Source organism: Bacillus sp. MHSD_36 (assembly GCF_030757775.1).
GTDB lineage: Bacteria > Bacillota > Bacilli > Bacillales > Bacillaceae_G > Bacillus_A.
Genome location: NZ_JAVBIS010000005.1, coordinates 72,476 through 91,428 on the forward strand (window position 1 = coordinate 72,476; position 18,953 = coordinate 91,428).

Genomic DNA, 18,953 nt, shown 5'->3' on the forward strand with positions numbered 1-18,953 from the left:
GAAAAAAGAGACCACAAACTCCGCTATAGATTTCGCCTCTATAGCGTGTTGTGGTCTCTCCAAATCTCCTACCGAATTATTAACTTGTCACCATTATAACACTGTTTATGATTATTTGAAAGCTTTTGTTGCTTCAATTGCTTTTTTCCATCCAGCATATAGCTCTTCACTTGTTGCTGCTTCCATCGTTGGTTCAAAGCGTTTGTCCATATGCCACTGTTCTTTAATCTCATCTTGGTTCTTCCAATATCCAACCGCAAGACCTGCTAAGTACGCTGCACCTAAAGCTGTCGTTTCGTTGATTACTGGACGCTCTACAGGAACTGCTAAAATATCACTTTGGAACTTCATTAAGAAGTTATTTTTAACCGCTCCACCATCAACGCGTAATGTTTTTAGTTCAATACCTGAATCTGCTTCCATTGCGCATAATACATCTTTCGTTTGGTAAGCTAAAGATTCTAGTGTTGCACGAATGAAATGCTCTTTCGTCGTACCGCGCGTTACACCAAACATAGCGCCGCGTACTTCACTATCCCAGTACGGTGTACCTAAACCTACGAATGCTGGTACAACGTATACACCTTCAGTTGATTCAACGCGAGAAGCATATACTTCACTCTCACTCGCATCTTTAAACATGCGCATTCCGTCACGTAACCACTGAATTGCAGAACCTGCTACGAAAATACTTCCTTCTAATGCGTAGTTTACTTTACCATCTATTCCCCATGCAATTGTTGTTAATAGACCATGCTCAGAAGCTACTGCTTTTTCACCAGTGTTCATTAACATGAAGCAACCAGTTCCGTAAGTATTTTTCGCCATACCTTCACCGAAGCAAGCTTGTCCAAATAATGCTGCTTGCTGGTCACCAGCTACACCTGCAATCGGTACATTTTGACCGAAGAAGTGATAGTCAATTGTTTCTCCGTAAACTTCAGATGATGGACGTACTTCTGGAAGCATGCTCTTTGGTACTGTTAACATGTCTAGAAGCTCATCATCCCATTGTAAGTCGTGAATGTTAAACATTAATGTACGTGATGCATTTGAATAATCCGTTACGTGCGCTTTACCACCAGATAGTTTCCATACAAGCCACGTATCAATTGTTCCGAATAATAGATCGCCGTTTTCTGCTTTTTCTCTTGCACCTTCAACGTTATCTAAAATCCATTTTACTTTCGTACCAGAGAAGTATGCGTCAATTAAAAGACCTGTTTTTTCGCGAACCATTTCGCTATATCCTTTTTCTTTTAACTCATCACAAATTTCAGCTGTTTGACGAGATTGCCATACGATTGCGTTGTAAATTGGTTTGCCTGTTGTTTTATCCCATACAACCGCTGTTTCACGTTGGTTCGTAATACCGATACCAGCGATTTGTTCTGGTTTTACATCCGCTTCACTTAAGCAAGTTGCGATAACTGCTAAAATAGATCCCCAAATTTCTTGCGCGCTATGCTCTACCCAACCTGGCTTTGGAAAATGTTGTGTAAACTCTTTCTGAGCTGAATGAACAATTTCACCTTTTTTATTGAAAAGAATTGCGCGTGAGCTAGTTGTTCCTTGGTCTAAAGAAAGAATATATTTTTTCATATCGGTTTCCCCCTATGCTACTTTTCTACTATTTGTGTTGCTTTCACTTTTTTTACTTGTCATATAAGAGATTGCTAGTACAATCACAGTTGCAATAATTACATAAATAAGTGCTGCATTTTGTTTTCCTTCAAATACGACTTGATGGAATAATCCTGCAAGTGATCCACCTAAAATTGGACCAACTACTGGAATCCATGCATACTTCCAGTTTGAGCCGCCTTTTCCTGCAATCGGAAGGAAGAAGTGTGCGATACGCGGACCTAAATCACGAGCCGGGTTAATCGCGTATCCTGTTGTTCCACCTAATGATAAACCAATACTTACAATTAAGAAACCTACGATAAATGGATTTAAACCATCTGCAAATTTATTTGCTCCAATTGCTAATATACCAAATACTAAAACGAATGTTCCAATCATTTCACTTAAAAGGTTTGCAAATGTGTTCGGAATTGCTGGACCTGTTGCAAATACGCCTAACTTTGTTCCTGGATCTTCTGTTTCTTTCCAGTGTGGTAAGTAATGTAAATATACGATAACTGCCCCGATAATTGCCCCAATCATTTGTGCTGCGATATAACCAGGTACGTCACTCCATGGGAACGCTCCCTTAAACGCTAGTCCTATCGTTAAAGCTGGATTCAAATGTGCCCCACTAATTGATCCAACCGCATATGCTGCAACCGCTACAGCTAAGCCCCAGCCCATTGTAATGACAATCCAACCAGAATCTTTCGCAAACGACTTCTTTAAACTTACACCAGCACAAACGCCGCCACCAAGAACGATTAACAACGCAGTCCCTATTAACTCTCCTAAAAATGCTGACATAGTATCCCTCCACAATCAATTTAAACGCTTTCAAATGTGATAGAGGTAAAATGAATGGCCATTCGTTTTTTTCAAAAGAAAAAGATCCACAGCTTTGCACGCTTCTATATAAATTTATATAGAAACAATGAAATGTGGATCTCTACTTTTCTCCGTCACGTTTATTAACTTGTCTATAATGTTAACCGTAAATGAAAGCGGTGTCAACGTAAATATTCACATTTTCGTCACTTTTTTTGGTAATGTTTCCATAGTTCGCGTTTTGATGTCGTAATTGCTGTCGCACCAGCATGTAGCGCTTTCTCCACATCATCAACAGTACGAATAAAACCACCCGCTAAAATCGGTACACCAGTACGCTCTTTTACTTCAGCGATAATGTCCGTCATTGCTCCCGGAAGCACCTCTATATAATCTGGCTTCGTCTTCTCTAAAAGGTTGCAACTCTTCTCCATTGCGCTAGAATCAATTAAAAAGATACGCTGAATTGCCACAACACCTTTTTGCTTCGCCTTCATAATGACGCTCGCCTTTGTTGAAAGTAACCCATACGGTCTAAACTCTTGGCATAAATACTCCGTCGCATGCCCGTCACTCTGCAAACCATGAATTAAATCCACATGTAAAAATACCTTTTTACAATATTGCTTCGCAAGTGATATAACACTCTTCAATTGACCGACATGAATATCTAAAATAACGATATACTCATACGAACTATGTAATAACTTTTCCAAATCTTTAATTTGCCTCACTGCCGGCAAAATCTTCTGTTCATGAAATTCCATTCTATATCCCCTTCCTATCTATCCTTTATAGTACACAATTTGAGTGGAAAGAACAGCTAGTGTGAGGAAATTCTTTCTTCTATTTCCGTTTTTCCCGTTCTTCTTTTAAACGTTCACTAAAAATCCTTCTGTGTTTATCACTTCTCTACGTCTAGTATGGGCAAATAACGGATGAAGAGTAAAGCGAGTTGTCGTTGCGTAAGTTGTGCAACTTATGCGTTACAGGTTGTAATGGCGCTATTTCATACTTTATATCACGCTGGTTTTATATACTTTTCTTCTATAATAATTTCAAGAACAATAATACAATGAAAGGATGACTAGATTAAGCATAAAAAATACGCCATTCTTTCTTATCATTCTCCAGAAAGAAAATCGTTTTGTTAATTTCTCAACTTATACTATTATGGATAGCGCAAGGGAACATAATGAAGAAATAAAATCAAAAAGAACAAAAAACCCTGTAAAATTTATTACAGAGTTTTTTGCCAAGTATTTATTGTTTCGCATAACGAATACGAACGTTATCGTCCATATGATAAATTTGTAATGTGTTTCCATCAGGGTTTTGCAATTTATCCCCCATACCCCTATAAGCCATTTATTCTTAGTTGGTTTTGCTACCGATGCTCTTCGCTGCTTCTTCAAACAGTTTTGAACCTTCTTGTGCTTTACTTAATGATTGATGCATTTTACTCTCGTCTTCTTGATCTAATGCATCAAAGAGAAGTTGGAAACAATCCGCATACAATTCCATTGATTGCTTTATCTTCGCCTGTTCTCCCTGTAACTCAGGAGGCGCTTGTAGATTCTTCAGTTTCTTCGTTGTTGCCTTTGCTCCACCTAAACTCAGTTGTACTTCACTTTTCTTTTGTTTATATGATTTTACGTCTGAATCTGCTATACCTTCAATTAATTTCATTGTATCTTCAATTTGAGTAGCACTGTTTATGATATCTGCCTTGTACCTTTCAACATCTGAACCAGTTACCTTACCAGTTGAAGAATTAGAAGAGGAACTTTGTTGACTACTTGATGAACTACTGTTTGTACCTTCACCTTTCGCTACAGATAAGCTATCCTCTTTCTTGCTATCAGTTGACTTACTTTCTTTTTCAGAAGCCTTATTCTCTTTCTCTACCTTTTGCGTTTCTTCTTTCTTTGGTTCAGCTTTCTTACCATCAGTTTCAATTGTAATACAACCGCTCAATAACATAACTGGTAACGCTAAACTTACTAATTTCTTTGCCTTCATGATTACTACTACCCCTCTATTTGTAAAATTTAGTCTAAAAAAGTTAATATACTTAACTAATAAAATTCCCCCGAATAATTTATTAGAATCTACTACACATAGATTTCCTGTATATTCACAATCTTTTCATATATATCATTTTACAAAGAATTACATATTTGGTCAAAGGGATTTATGTAGTTTTTAAAGAGACATTTCTACGCGAAAAAAGAAGCTAACAATACATTGTTAACTTCTCAACTGAAAGCAAAATAGTATCTTTCCTTACCTTCTAATATCTAGGTTGTGATTGAATATTTGTAAGATGAACATCATACATATCAATGATTTCAAGAAACCTATCAGCTTCACGAAAAACGTGATCTGCTAATAATGGATGAATGATACTCTTTATTTTACATTGCTCAATTAAATCACGCGCTGTTTTCTTAAAGTCCCGAAGAGATGCAACCGACACACGATTTTGATCTAAAAATTGATCTAAAAGAGGGACTGTTTGAGATTGTGGCTTCATAGATTCTAAGTCAATTGCTTGATACATCAATTCATCAAAATCATTGCTAAAATTCCGTGCTGTATCTACAAGCTTTCTTTCCGATGGATCAAGAAGATGACCAATAAATTTAGCATGGTCTGCCATAATCCGTAAAAAGAAAACATTTTCTTTAATAATAGCATCAGGAAGGGCATCTAATTTCCCTTCATTTAATTCCATTAAACGTCTTCTAAAATAATCAGCTTCCCTACTTGTATGGTCAACTAACAGTGGAAAGTTATTTTGTCCTGGTAATTTACATGTGAGAATCAATCCTAAAATTTTTCGTTTAAACCCCCAAATATTAGTTGCGGCTTGTTGTACTTCTGCATTAAATCTTTTGATTTGCTCAGGATCTGTTTCATTTGTGTAGGAATGTGCTATTTGTTCAATATGTTCAAACAATCGATAAAATTGATTAGCCTCTTCAATTAATTGAGTATCCTCACATCTAAATCCTAAACGAAGAAAAAGAGAATGTTCCTTCATGATTCTAGACCAAAAACGAATTTCATTTAATGAACGCTCAACAAACATTACAGATGTAACACCTGTATCCGGATGTAATGAAGTTTCATCCCTATGCATTTTTAATCCCCCCCCCAGTAAAATACCCCGCTAGTTCCATTCTTATGAGGAAACATATATATAAATGCCATCAATAAAAGTTCATGATAAATTTCGTATACATGCTCCCCCAAAAAGAAAAAGGCTACCACCTAGATGTAACCTTCTACTAGATGGTAGCCTTTGAACATTTCTATTAAAGCAATACAGAATCCTTATCACTATCCTGATTACGTTTCTCACGCTCTTCTGCTAAACGCTTCATATACACTTCGCCTTCTTTTTCAATAAACTCATTATCCATCTCTTGCTCTTTTTTCGAAGTATATAAAACCATGTAGCCACTTAATACGATCCCAACGATTACAAGATACACCCACCATGGTAAAGTTTCCACTCAACTTCATTCCTTTCCTTAGACAAGCCTTATTAGTTTCACTGTATGAGGAAAGAAGTAGTTTTATGCTTAAAATTTTATCATTGTGGATTCTTCGCGAAGAACGCTTGTACATATTCCATAAACTCGATTGGTTCCTGACGAAACGGTGCATGGTACCCTTTTTCAATGATATGGAACGTACTATTCGCAAATAGCCCATGATACAGTTCACCATTTTTCCAAGAAACACTCTTATCGTGTCGTCCCCATATAATTAAAGTCGGCACCTTAATTTTATCGGCTTCCATCGCAATGCGGCGCTCTCTCATTTTCGTCAGCTGATCATAGTGCTCTTTATCGTCACGACTATTTTTCACTTCATTTTTATTGTAATCCGTAATCTCAGTTACAGTTTGTAAGTCTGTCGATAGTAGCGGCACTTCATAACTTTCCTTTTGCTGGAAAGACTCTATTCCTGTAGAATCCGCCAAAATGAGATGCGTCACTGCATCCGGATATAAATACGCTAAATTCAGTGACATCTCTCCGCCCATTGAATGACCGAGCACCGCAAACTGATCGTATCCGAGCTTTTTCATTAACTTATAATATAAATTCACTTGTGCAGGAAACGAATACTCAAAATCAATTGGTTTAGAAGAACGTCCAAACCCTAAAATATCAACCGCAATAATCGTATGATCTCGCGCAAGTTCCGGATAAATATCACTAAATCCATCTGAAGAACCACCAAACCCGTGCAGCATAAGTAAAGGTGGTTTCCCCTCACCAATTTTCTTAAAATAAATCGTCTGCCCGTCAATTTGCGCCATACTCTCTTTCGTATTCAGCTTCATCATAACAGTATCTTTCACTTCTCCAACCTTCGCAATCGGCTTATCAACGAAGTTACATACGATAAGCAAAACGAGCACAATACCGCTAATCATATAAAACTTAAACCGTTTCAACATTCCCGTCTCCTTTCTCAAGTTGCTATTTAAAGTTTTTACATTTTTTGGTTGTTTTATAATTATTTTTAATTGTAACTATAACGGTTACAATTATATTAAAAAAATATTACTTACTTCTATTACTGATGGTTATTTTGTAACCATTATAGTTACATATTTAAAGTAAGTCAATTGTTTTACAACTAAAAAGAAAAAAGAGACCTCATTGTGAGATCCCTTTTTCTCTTTTAGCCACCATAATCACCATGTTCAGCTTTCATTAGTGTTGGACTTTTTTGATGATCTGTTGAACTATACACCCCTAAAGTCAGTGTAAATACTGTTACAATCCCTAATAATTTAATTACCATTTTTTTCATTTTAAAGCCCCCTTATCAAAAAGTTTTTCTCTTGCTTTTTTACTAAAATAAAAATACTTACTTGCCTCTTCCCAAAGGTTTTCTTCATAAAATTTCACTGCTAACTTTTCCTGATACTCCTGAGTATAATCATATAACTCTTCTCTTTCAAAATACGTAATTCCTCTAAGAATAATGTCCTCTAATTCTTCCGCTTTTACACCTTGATTTAATGCATTTAAAATTTCATAATGGTGTTGATATCCTTCAATTTTCGAATCTCTACAAATCTTCAATCCTTTTTCTATAAGCTTATTTGCAATCTCATGCTCTTTTAACTTGTAATGCTCTTTTGCTTTTACATAAAGAGCTTTATAATGTTGGGGAGATTTTTCTACTACTTCAGTAAGATAACGAATTGCCAATGCAGATAAATTTTGCGTAGAATACATCCATCCTAAATTATGACGAACCATAATAATAAATTTTTCTTCACCAATTTTTTGGAATTGATCCATAGCAGCTGTGAAATGCTCTTCAGCTAATTCCCATTCCTTTAAGTTCATACAGGCTAAGCCTAAAATATTATCACAAAAAGCTACATTTAATTCATATCCATCATGATTTAAATACATATCCTTTACCTTCGTTGCATGTTTAATAGATACCAAAGCTTGTTGTGTATCATAATGAAATGTAGCTAACTTATAATAAAATTCAGCCTTTTCTAATTGATCAGGAACATACTTCAAAAAACTTTCAGCCTTTTCGTAATGTTCTTTAGCGAGATGAAAATTTCCTAACTCACTAGCATGTATTGCTTTAAAAAAGTGATAATAATAAGTTAAAAAATTATCTGTTGGTTGATCAAACGAATCTATCTTGTTAAAACTCTCTTGAGATAAGCCTAGATTATCTATTAAATAGTTATATCGAAATTCTAGCAAATAATAATAAAGTAATAGATTTTGGTCCTGCAAACCTTCTCCAGTCTCTTTTTTAGTTTAGTAAATTTAAAATCAATTTCTTGTTTTAGACGTTCTGCATTACTTATACGTCTAGATCTAATCTCTAGATACCATTCATTCAATAGCTGCGTCAGTTTTTCGTTTGTAGTAGATGTAATCATGAAACCCCTCCTAATCATCTGTTATGTACTCTTCTACAAATAATAACAGAAAATTCAAATATCGATTCCGATCATCCTACAAATAAATATTTCTCAATAATTAACTGACAATTCATTAATTATTTTATGAAGATTATCCACTTTAATAATTACCCAAATAAAAAAGCAAGTAGTTCCAGCTATCAGCTAAAACTACTTGCTCTCCTACTTACCATCTCTACTTTTACTCTTTAATAAATTCCTTCGTACTTCTCACTGTATCAATTGGACGAACTAACTTTTCAATTTCTTCACGTTTTGGCTCTAGGAATGGAGGTAACGATAATTTTTCGCCAAGTGTTTCGTATGGCTCATCTCCCATAAATCCTGGGCCGTCTGTTGCAAATTCAAATAGGATTTGTGGTGCAACTCTTGCGTATAATGATTCGAAGAAGTGACGGTCTACATAACCAGATGAAGGAAGCCCTACGCTGCTGATTCTCTCGATCCATTCTTCTAATACAGCGCGATCTTCTACGCGGAATGCAGCATGGTGCACTGTACCAAAACCTTGTCGTGCTTCTGGAAGAACCGTATTATGTTCTACAATAACAGAAGCACCATTTCCACCTTCGTTTACTTCAAATAAATAGAATTCTCCTTCTTGCGCAACCTCTTTAAATAATAGAACTTTTTCTAACACTTCTTTGAAGAAACTAAAGTTTGCAATGCGGATAAATACAGGTCCTAAGCCAGTAATTGCATATTCTAATGGTACTGGACCTTTTTGCCATGGTGTACCTGATTCGATTCCTTTATCAAGTTCATCTGAGATTAATTGATAATGTTGGTCATCAAAGTCAACGAAAGAAAGAGTTTTCTTACCAAATTGTTCTTTAATTCCTGTATGTTCCACTTCCAGACGGTCAAAGCGTTTTACCCAATATGCTAACGCTGCATCAGTTGGCACTCGGAATGACGTTTTTGAAATTTCATTTGTACCGTGTACTCCTTTTGGAATACCTGGGAAGTCAAAGAATGTCATATCTGTTCCTGCACTACCTTTATCATCTGCAAAGAATAAATGATACGTTTGAATGTCATCTTGGTTTACTGTTTTTTTAACTAAACGCATTCCTAAAACGTGAGTGAAAAACTCATAGTTTTTTTCTGCACTACTTGTAATTGCTGTAACGTGGTGAATTCCTTTTAATTGGTTCATTTTATATTCCTCCAATGGTTTTAAACTTTATGTTTTCTCTTCTATTACTTCTCTTCAATAGGTGCTAAATTCGCTTCAATTTCTGCACGCTGATCTTCTAGGAACGGTGGTAAATCAAGTTTTTCTCCTAAATGTTCCACATCTCCATCAACTGTAAATCCTGGTCCATCTGTTGCAATTTCAAATAGGATTCCATTTGATTCGCGGAAATATAAGCTTTTAAAATAGAAACGGTCGATGATTCCTGAAGACTGGAAGCCTCTTTGTATCACCTGTTCTTCCCAATAAGCAAGCTCTGCATCATTTTTCACGCGAATTGCTAGGTGGTGAATGCTACCGCGGCCTGGCTTTTCAGTAGGACCATCCAAATATTTCACAACAATTTCTCCGAAGGCTTCTCCTTTAATAGACTGGAAAATCGCTTCTTCATCGCTTCGGCTAACCTCTGTATAACCAAACATCTCTGTAAGTGTACTCGCCAGTTTATCAAGTCTACGCACTGTCATTTCCACTGAACCCATTCCTTGAATTTGATGCTGTGCAGGAACTTCTGATTTCTCCCAAGTTTCCCAGTGCTCCACTTTTTCTCCGTTTGAAGCGAGTAGCACGAGACGAAGACCTTCCGCATCCTCAAATTGCAAAGCAGGGCGATTTGCATATGTTGTTATTTCACTATGTTTCACATCAAATTTCTCAAATCGTTCTTTCCAATAATGTAAGCTTTCCTCTGAAGGCACGAGTAATCCAATTCGCGTAATTGCATTCGTACCACGGTACGTTTTTCCTACTAAAGGAATTTCGAAAAACGATAATTCCGTACCTGGACTTCCTGTTTTATCTCCATAAAATAAGTGATACATAGACGGATCATCTTGGTTTACCGTCATTTTCACACGGCGTAAACCAAGTACTTTTTTATAAAAATGATTATTCTCACTCGCGTTTTTTGTAACCATTGAAATGTGATGATGCCCTTTAATTTCATACATTGATAATTCCTCCGTTTCATTTTACTAGTCAAGTGATACCTAAAAAATAATATGCTTCTTAGCTTTTTAATTTATTCTCATTATATTTTTGAAAATTCATCTTAGTTTTTACTGCATAAGTTCTTTGTTTTGTAAATCGAAAACAACTGAGTGTATGTTTTTCATATGACTCAATCGCTTTCGTTACTATCACTTTACAACTCAAGTGATTAAAAAGCAAGTAATTTATCTCAAATTCGAGATATTTTTTATAAAGTCTTACGTACTTCCTATAAAAACAGCTGTGCAGAAATAATATAGTTGTTTAAAAATCCTTATTCCACGAACGGAGCAGGTTCGTGGAATCTATGGTAATTAGGTTTGGCTGGGAATTTTGTCGATGATATTAAAAAAGACACCGAAGTGTCTTTTTTTTTCAAATTAAGCATACCGATAAATTAAAATTTAATTACTTAACATTATGCTTATCTTGGGAGCGAGGTATTTTATCGGTGAGTGTATACAAACCATGTAATGCTTGCTGTTAATAATGCTGACGAAATCAAAGCTGTAAGAACACTATATGTTTGCCACATAAGTATTGTTGACCAATCGAAAGCACAGCACAGTATACCCAGGGCAATCGTAGCGGTCAGGAAAATAACTGTTACGGTTATTCTCTTTTTTGTCATTGGCTGCCGCTCATTCGTTCTCCTTCTGCGTAATCCTAAGAGAAATAGCAAAACGGCCAATAGGCAAAGAATAATTGTGATAGACGACAAAATGATATCCAAAAGCTGTGTGCCGCTTATTTCATATGACTGAGTTAGATTGCCTTCTAATATATCTTTAACTTTTAGTACCATGTTTGTATTGGTATTTGTGCCGTTGCTCAGCAAGGAGACGGCTGTTCGTTCATTTGGTAGTATGACTACTTCGGTTCTGAAATTTGGATTGCCCCCAGTGTGTTCTATAATCGTTTGTTCGGCGTTTACGGACCAGCCTGCCGCATAATACATACCGTTGACAGCCGAAACAGACATATCACCCCTATGTGATTTTTCGATAACCATGTGAAATATTTCGGGTATGTCCTGCACGATCCCCATCTGTATGCCCATCCAACGCGCCATATCTTTTGTATTAGAAATGATGTAGCCTGCGGGTTTATTCCCAGCATAATCCGGAGCTTTAAATGGAGTTGTCATAAAAAAGGAAGAACGGTAGCCCTGTGCCAACTGTCCAGTGGCTTGAGCAGCTTCTTTATAAACATACGTCTGGTGAAGACCTAACGGTTGAAATACCTGTTCCTTCATAAAGTCTTCATAGCTTTGTCGCGACACAATCTCAATAACCAAGCCCAATACGTCATAATTAACGGTTCCATAGTTATACTGTTCACCGGGAGGGAACGCCAATTCAGCATCCACGAGCATTTCCACAGTCTTTTGCAACATATCCGGTGTATTGCCTTGTGGAATATTTTGAGTATGCCTAATATTTGTTAGACCACTGGTATGGTGAAGAAAGTTATTTAGTGTAAGGCTTTGCATATCGACAGGTTTCCCTTGATACTTTAACGTAAACCAAGGTAAATATTTTTGGACTGGGTCAGTCATTGAGAGCAGCCCTTGCTCTTCCAACAGCATAATACCCATACCGGTAAAAGCTTTACTGACCGAGGCTAACTCATAGAGTGTATTTTCACTTGCAGACAACCCCTTTTCACGGTCTGCATACCCTGAAGAAAAGTAGAACACTTCATCATCAGCAAGTATTGAGATTGACATTCCCGGTACACCTGATATACGACAGGCATCATCTAGCAACGCTTGTATTGCCGCAGATTGCGAATCTGACAACGCATAACTTTGTGTTGCAAATCCTGAGAATAATATAAATATCGTTAATACAAAAACAATAATCTTTTTCATAAACTCTCCTTTTTGGAAAATTATAAGAGAATAATATAAATAACCTCCTTTTACAACTACGAAACTAAATTTTAATTTATCTTTCTATTCACCTGTATAATATCAAATAATTGCGAATAGTTACACTTGAACGAACAGATGGATGTAATTTGAAACAACTTTAAAGAGCCTTGCTACGTAGAATGTAGTAAGGCTCTTAGCTTTTTAATAATCAAAATTCAATAACTTTATTATCATTATACAACAGCCCCACTAAGCTTATTAGCACTTAATGAGGCCATTTGATTCACATTATTAATTATGGAACGACGGTTTATAGAACGAACGATTATCAAGAGCAAAGACACGCTCTGTGTATTCGCCTGGTTTTGTGCGTCCTAATGCACGGTCCATCATGTTCATTTTTGCATCTAAGTTATCGATGTAGTGCAGAATTTCCGCTTCTTTTACTAATGGTGGTTTTGGGCTACCCCATTCTGCTTTTCCGTGGTGAGAAAGCACGATGTGTTGAAGAATTAATACTTCTTCTGCATCGATTTGCAGCTCATCTGCTGCTTTCCCAATTTCGTTCACCATAATCGAAATGTGACCTAGTAAATTTCCTTCTAACGTATACGTTGTAGAAATTGGGCCAGATAGTTCGATTACTTTACCAAGGTCATGTAAAATAACGCCTGCATACAGTAAGTCTTTATCTAATGATGGGTATAGATTTGAAATAGCTTTTGCTAAATCAAGCATCGATACGACGTGATACGCTAATCCAGATACGAATTCGTGATGGTTCTTTGTCGCTGCTGGATAGTCTAAAAATTCGTTTTGATGCTTATTTAATAAATGTCTTGTTAGACGTTGAATGTTCGGGTTTCTCATTTCAAATATGTATTGCGTAATTTTCTCAACCATATCTTCTTTTTTCACTGGTGCTTTTTCTACGAAGTCCGAGATATCCGTAACTTCATTTTCATTCGCAACTCGGATTTGTTTCACACGTAATTGAATACGTCCTTTGTAGTTTAAAATATCACCAGCTACTTTAACGATTGTTTCCGCTACATATTGTTTCTCAACTTCTGGTGATACGTCCCATAACTTCGCTTCAATATCTCCACTTGGATCTTGTAAGATTACTGTTAAAAATGGCTTTCCATTGCTTGCGATACCTTTTGTCGCTGTTTTAATTAACAAGAAAATATCGACTTGTTCACCAACTTCATACTCTGCAATTTTCTTTTTCATTCGAATTCCTCCACCAAATCAGTTACTTTTAGTATAGCACACTACAACTCATTTTCTTTACGCTTATGCGTTAATTTTATAATCTGTTTTTCTGTAAAATACGTTAATAAATGCGCATGACATGTAAAGAAGATGACTTGTCTATCTTGTGCGATTTCCTTTATGAGTTCAATTGTGCGATTTGTCCTTACCTCGTCAAAATGTACGAAACTATCATCAATAATAAATGGATAATCATGCTCAAATGTTTTTGCTAATGCAAATCTCAGCGATAAATATAACTGCTCCGCTGTCGCTTGGCTTAGTTCATGACTATAAAAACGCATACCATCATTACGCTCCACAATAAACGGCTCCGCCTCTGATGGAGAAAATATTTTACTATATCGTCCGCCTGTTAAATAGACGAAATACTCTTCTGATTTTTGTAAAATACGAGGAAGATGTACTTCATGATAATATTGCTTCGTTTTCGTTAACACTGTCTTTGCGGCCGCATACGCAGCCCACTTCTTCACTTGTTCACGCACTTGTGCTTTTTTCATTTCCCATTCGTGTAGTAAATCGCCGTACGTACTTCCTTCTTCTAAATTCGCAATTTCCATACGATGTTTCGCAATGCGCTCTGTCAGTTCTTTTTCCTTTGTAAGACAGTTTTGCATGACTGTCAGTTCTTGCTTTAATTTTTCATCATACCCGCCAGCCTCATAATGTTCAGCTAATGATAAGCTTGTTAAACGTTGTTCTAACAGATCAATTTGCGGTAATAAACGCCCTACTTGCTTCTCAGCATCTTCACGTTTTTCCGCCAGTTTACCTGCTTCTAAAAACATCTCTTCATCTGTAGAATGTGCGATATGCCATAAACTATCTCTTTCTACTAACAGTTGTTTCAATTGCTCTTGCATAAGCGCATATTCTTCTTGCCATTCCGCTAGCTTCTCTTTTAACTGCTTACAAGTTTGGCGTTTTTCTTTCTCATTTTGCATACGACTTTGTGCCTCGTGCAGCTTACTATACTCTGCACTACCGATAACATTTTCTAGTTTATGTTCAAAATGCGAAATCATTTCATATAATGAAGATTTGCGCTCACTTTTCTTCTCTACATCACGATATAATTGCTGCATTTTTTCCATACGCTCAAACGCCGGTAATATGTGCGCATATGTATAAAACTCAGGGAACGTATAGCGCTTTTTATACCCACTTACTTGTTCGCTCGTGCGGAACGTTTCCCTCTCCCATTCCTCATACGATGAAACGACTTTATCATACGCTCGCTCCATTTGCTGTAACTTATATGACTCACGCTCAAATAGCTTCCGTATCTCTTCATCTTTTTCTAACTCATAGCGTACAGACATCGCTTCTTCACTTTGTCTCCCGCCGGCACTTTGCTGAAGAGTAAGAAACTCTTCTTGTAACCCACTTGACGGATCTTTATATAAAACAAGGGCAAGAACAATCCCTACGAATACGATGACACTAATAAATAAAAGCGGACGATTGTCTATAAATAAGCTTGTGAATAAAATGCCTGTATTAATAAGAAGTAACAGAAGACAAACTCTTTGCCACTGCTTTTTCTTTTGCATAGCCGCTCCTGCTTTTTCCTCGTACTTGCGCTTCATTCTCTCTGCGCCCATACCGATAAACGCCGCATCTTGGAACGACTTCTCTTTCTCAGCTAACGCATTTCGCTCTTCATCCGCTAACATTTGTTGCTTAATCTGTCTTATATTCTCTTCTTGTTCTTCTAATTGCTCCTGCGCTACTTTAAAACGATCATCAAGCTGTGCTTTTTGCGTTTCTAATTCACGCGCCTTTTGCACCGTTTGTGTAATTAACTCTTTCGTCGCTAAACTCATATCAAACGACAGGACTGTTTCTTTTTCAAAAGTAGCACCAATTTGTTGCTCTAGTTCTGCCAGCTCTTCTTTTATATTCGTAATTGTTCCTGTCAGATCACGCATTTCTTGGCGTGCATTTTCGTAAGACATATGCTGCATTCGAAGTTCTTCTACATAACTTTCTTTTTGCAAAAACTCTTCATCTATTTGAATTGATTCTATTTCTGACTGCACATTCTCAATTTTTTTATAGAGCGAATCAACTTGTAATTGAAGCGGCTCCATCTTCGCCTTAATCGCTTCATAGCGCGCCATTCCGTTTACAGGAAATTGCCCGTTCTCGTTTTCTAACACTTTCTCGTGCGCACGCTTTTCAATAACGAGAGGCTCAAGCGCTGCTAATATTTCATAATCTTGCTTCCGCTTTTCTGCATTCTCTTTTTCCACGCGAACAGAAGCAAGTTTCTCTTCACTTTCTTTTAACTGCTCCACTTGCTTTTCATACGTGCCAATTTTCCCTTGCCACTCTTTCATCTTCTCTTCCAGCTTCTTCATCTCTTGCAGTGACACATTAATTTCAGGTTTACGCCCGTTCGGTTTAAAGCGCTGATCCATTTCTTTTTCTAGCTTTTTATCTAGCTGCAATAACGCATCGCTTCCGACTGCGCTTGCTGAAAATAAATAATTTCCGATATCCGCTTCACCAAGCTGATGAATGTTTTGAAGACCGTGCATATCAAATGAAAAGACAGATTCAAATAAACTTTCATTCATCCCGCTTAATATATCGTGTAAAATTTCCTCGCCGCCCGTTTTCCCGTCTTCAAAATAAACGGTCACCTCACCAGCTGCCGTCTTTGGCAACCGTTCAATTTTCAAACGGCCGTACTTCTCTGTCTCCACAGTCATTGCACCGCCATACTTGCCGCCTTCTTTCGGCTCATAACGGCGCTGACCTCTCGTCGGAAAACCGAACAAAATACTTTTCATAAATGAGCGAATTGTCGATTTCCCCGCTTCATTTTCACCGTATAAAACGGTCAGCATTGACAGATCCATTTCCACATTTTCTAATTTTCCATACCCATAAATATGGAGTTTTTCAATTCTCATTTCTTATCCCTCTCTTGCTGGAATAATTGTTCTAAAATAATATTTTCTGCTTCCTTTTGAATCTCTTTCTTTTCTTCTTCTGTAAAAGATTCAATACTATTGCGCGCTACAGGAGATGTCCAAATTGTGCGCAATACGCCGTCCATATTGGTGAAAGCTTCTAACTCTTTTAGCACACTACCGACGAAATGATTTTCTTCTTTCAAACGTTCGATTTCTGCAAAAGAAACCGTCTCATTCTTCCACTTCATCGCATATACGAAATCTTTTCGCTCTTCGCCCGCTGCTAAAATATGAAAAATCTCTTCCACACGTTTTTCATCACGTAAATAAGGAGAAAGTGGCCCCTGACCTGTAAATACGACAGTTAAAAGCGTCCCTTCCTCTTCTCTTCGACATTCATTCATCGCACTCGATACGCTCGTCATAAGTTCATCAACAGTTTCAAGTCCATCGATACTCACTTCTATCTCATCCCACACAACATCCGCCGTATGGAAAAATGAACAGTGTGATCCTTGTTTCGTAAGTTCAATCAAGTACGCACCCTTCTCACCCGTTTCCTTACGATGCCGTCCTTGTATATTACCTGGATAAATCATGTATGGCTCTTCTGATAAAATTTCACATTTATGTATATGGCCAAGAGCCCAATAATCAAACTGCTTTTCTTTCAACTCACGAATTTGAAACGGCGCATAGCGATTATGCTCTGCATCCCCTTCCACACTTCCGTGAAGCATGCCAATATGAAAAGGTGCATCACTCATTTTCGTATACTGCGCTGTCATATTATCCGTTACCGCTTGCTGCAAATAACTAAAACCGTAAATAGAAGCTAACAACTCACCATTTTTATAAAATGATTTCTCTTCTACATAAGGCTCCGTAAATACGTGAACATTTTCTGGAAACTCAATTGCTGCCCAGCTTCCACCTAAATGATCGTGGTTACCGTGAATAATAAAAACAGGGATATCGTACTGCGATAGTCTCTTCATTTGCTCGCGCACAAACACTTGCGCTCTCAAACTTCTCGTCTCCGCATCATACAAATCCCCGGCTAGTAATACGAAATCAACGCGCTCTTGAATCGCTTTATCAACAATACGCTCGAACGATTCAAACGTACTCTGCTTCATTCTCTCCCAAACAGACTGCGGTACATTCATCTCCATCCCTTTAAACGGACTATCCAAATGCAAATCAGCCGCATGTATAAACTTCACTTGTTTCACAAATAACGATCCTTTCTATGTTTCAAAAGTTTCACCTTATTGTAACACGCAATGTCATATATTTCTTTGCATATTCTAGCGATTTATGCCAAAATAGTTATAAGATTCTGATTTTTATTATTGGAGGGAATTTTCATGGGAGTATACGTTCTAACAGTCTTTGAAAAAGATGGTTCTAAAGCATTAGACGAATCATTCGAGGCGGCAACTGAAAAAGAAGCGAAAGCAAAAGGTGAATCTATTTTACGAGAAAAAGGATTGTATGAAAAAACACATCGCTGCACATCTTCTGCAGGTAAGCTCGTTTTATTCCAGCGCTAAAAAAAGAAGCGTCATCCGCTTCTTTTTCACTCTACTATATCTTCGTCACACCACGTAAACACCACATCTAGAATGCGATTACCGATACGTACGCGCTTATTCCATTTTCCTGTTTGGATCTGATGTTGCAATTCTGCTTTCATCTTTTCCGTCCAGTCGTGAATCGTTTCACTACCGTTGTACGGATATACGCTTGGAAACTCTTCCTGCAGTAGATGCAAGCTCTCTGCATCAAAATGAAAATGGAAGAAGTAGTTTGCTGTAAGCGATGGTTCTTGCAATCGTAAAAAATGATCATCAATTTGCTTTCTATTTCTATAGAAAGTAAAGATATTCACTTTACCGCTCGTAATTTGGTCAATTTGAATTTCGTGCTTCTCTATAATCACGTCTTGCCCACCTCGTTATATACTACCTTTAGTATATATGTCTTTTGCAACAAAGTTAACCATTTTCGCGCGAAATTCATTTCCTTCATTATATTACCTGTACCTCCATATGCAATCAGAACAAATAAAAACAAAATTGAAGGGGAGCGATCACATGTATTTCGGAAGCAAAGGTTGGTATGTAAAAGAACTTAAAAAATTAGGTATTCGTACTTATGAAGGCAAAAAACTAGAATCGTATCGTACGCATGTGTTATCTAGTTTACTTGAGAGAATGAAGAGAGCCTCGGCTTAAT

17 protein-coding genes and 1 pseudogene are annotated in these 18,953 nt (G+C 37.1%); 2 read left to right on the forward strand and 16 right to left on the reverse strand.

All coding sequences use genetic code 11. The features are described 5' to 3' along the window. Window positions 1-111: 111 nt before the first annotated feature. The 15 genes and pseudogenes from glpK to Q9B79_RS20380 all read right to left on the reverse strand — a co-directional run bounded on the left by glpK (window position 112) and on the right by Q9B79_RS20380 (window position 17,947). Window positions 112-1,602: a glycerol kinase GlpK gene (gene glpK / locus Q9B79_RS20310; protein ID WP_306187080.1), complete on the reverse strand. Its 1,491-nt coding sequence runs from the start codon at window positions 1,600-1,602 to the stop codon at window positions 112-114. Between the two features lie 12 nt (window positions 1,603-1,614). Continuing rightward, window positions 1,615-2,436 (reverse strand): glycerol uptake facilitator protein GlpF, encoded by an 822-nt coding sequence (gene glpF / locus Q9B79_RS20315; protein ID WP_048545386.1) that lies wholly within the window; start codon window positions 2,434-2,436, stop codon window positions 1,615-1,617. A gap of 227 nt (window positions 2,437-2,663) precedes the next feature. Beyond that, entirely contained in the window at window positions 2,664-3,224 is a 561-nt protein-coding gene (gene glpP / locus Q9B79_RS20320; RefSeq protein WP_029437738.1) for a glycerol uptake operon antiterminator GlpP, read from the reverse strand. A 607-nt stretch (window positions 3,225-3,831) separates the two neighbouring features. After that, a complete protein-coding gene (locus tag Q9B79_RS20325) occupies window positions 3,832-4,479 on the reverse strand; it encodes a DUF7018 domain-containing (lipo)protein (RefSeq protein WP_306187085.1) in 648 nt (215 codons plus the stop codon). 271 nt (window positions 4,480-4,750) lie between these two features. Further along, the gene (locus tag Q9B79_RS20330; RefSeq protein ID WP_306187087.1) at window positions 4,751-5,602 is read right to left on the reverse strand and encodes a DUF2935 domain-containing protein; all 852 of its coding nucleotides are present in this window, start codon (window positions 5,600-5,602) and stop codon (window positions 4,751-4,753) included. A gap of 175 nt (window positions 5,603-5,777) precedes the next feature. Beyond that, a complete protein-coding gene (locus Q9B79_RS20335) occupies window positions 5,778-5,978 on the reverse strand; it encodes a sporulation YhaL family protein (RefSeq protein WP_000449227.1) in 201 nt (66 codons plus the stop codon). An 80-nt stretch (window positions 5,979-6,058) separates the two neighbouring features. Then, window positions 6,059-6,931 carry an alpha/beta fold hydrolase gene (locus Q9B79_RS20340; protein WP_116869414.1) on the reverse strand — a complete coding sequence of 291 codons (873 nt, stop codon included), beginning with the start codon at window positions 6,929-6,931 and terminating at the stop codon, window positions 6,059-6,061. Between the two features lie 230 nt (window positions 6,932-7,161). Continuing rightward, on the reverse strand, window positions 7,162-7,293 hold the full coding sequence (locus Q9B79_RS20345) for a hypothetical protein (RefSeq protein WP_000738917.1): 132 nt from the start codon (window positions 7,291-7,293) through the stop codon (window positions 7,162-7,164). Beyond that, window positions 7,290-8,401, reverse strand: a pseudogene (locus tag Q9B79_RS20350) (response regulator aspartate phosphatase). Before Q9B79_RS20350 ends, Q9B79_RS20345 begins: the two are co-directional and overlap by 4 nt. A gap of 223 nt (window positions 8,402-8,624) precedes the next feature. Beyond that, window positions 8,625-9,602, reverse strand: a complete 978-nt coding sequence (locus Q9B79_RS20355) for a ring-cleaving dioxygenase (protein ID WP_098593723.1) — start codon at window positions 9,600-9,602, stop codon at window positions 8,625-8,627. Window positions 9,603-9,646: 44 nt separating this feature from the next. Next, window positions 9,647-10,591: a ring-cleaving dioxygenase gene (locus tag Q9B79_RS20360; protein WP_306187092.1), complete on the reverse strand. Its 945-nt coding sequence runs from the start codon at window positions 10,589-10,591 to the stop codon at window positions 9,647-9,649. Window positions 10,592-11,076: 485 nt separating this feature from the next. Then, window positions 11,077-12,504, reverse strand: coding sequence for a serine hydrolase domain-containing protein (locus Q9B79_RS20365; RefSeq protein WP_306187093.1), 1,428 nt, complete (start codon window positions 12,502-12,504; stop codon window positions 11,077-11,079). Between the two features lie 294 nt (window positions 12,505-12,798). After that, a complete protein-coding gene (gene yhaM, locus Q9B79_RS20370; RefSeq protein ID WP_000726638.1) occupies window positions 12,799-13,743 on the reverse strand; it encodes a 3'-5' exoribonuclease YhaM in 945 nt (314 codons plus the stop codon). A gap of 41 nt (window positions 13,744-13,784) precedes the next feature. Further along, complete coding sequence (locus Q9B79_RS20375) at window positions 13,785-16,709, reverse strand: ATP-binding protein (RefSeq protein ID WP_306187097.1); 2,925 nt, start codon at window positions 16,707-16,709, stop codon at window positions 13,785-13,787. Next, window positions 16,706-17,947 carry a metallophosphoesterase family protein gene (locus Q9B79_RS20380; protein WP_306187099.1) on the reverse strand — a complete coding sequence of 414 codons (1,242 nt, stop codon included), beginning with the start codon at window positions 17,945-17,947 and terminating at the stop codon, window positions 16,706-16,708. Before Q9B79_RS20380 ends, Q9B79_RS20375 begins: the two co-directional genes overlap by 4 nt. 135 nt (window positions 17,948-18,082) lie before the next feature. On the opposite strand from Q9B79_RS20380, the gene Q9B79_RS20385 reads away from it, so the two are divergent. Then, window positions 18,083-18,268 (forward strand): YhzD family protein, encoded by a 186-nt coding sequence (locus tag Q9B79_RS20385; RefSeq protein ID WP_000539553.1) that lies wholly within the window; start codon window positions 18,083-18,085, stop codon window positions 18,266-18,268. Window positions 18,269-18,294: 26 nt separating this feature from the next. Here the strand turns inward: Q9B79_RS20385 and Q9B79_RS20390 are convergent, their stop codons facing one another. Then, the gene (locus tag Q9B79_RS20390; RefSeq protein ID WP_000582777.1) at window positions 18,295-18,657 is read right to left on the reverse strand and encodes a hypothetical protein; all 363 of its coding nucleotides are present in this window, start codon (window positions 18,655-18,657) and stop codon (window positions 18,295-18,297) included. Between the two features lie 154 nt (window positions 18,658-18,811). Here Q9B79_RS20390 and Q9B79_RS20395 point away from each other — a divergent pair, with 154 nt between their 5' ends. Beyond that, window positions 18,812-18,952, forward strand: coding sequence for a YflJ family protein (locus Q9B79_RS20395; RefSeq protein ID WP_000273537.1), 141 nt, complete (start codon window positions 18,812-18,814; stop codon window positions 18,950-18,952). Window position 18,953 lies beyond the last annotated feature (1 nt).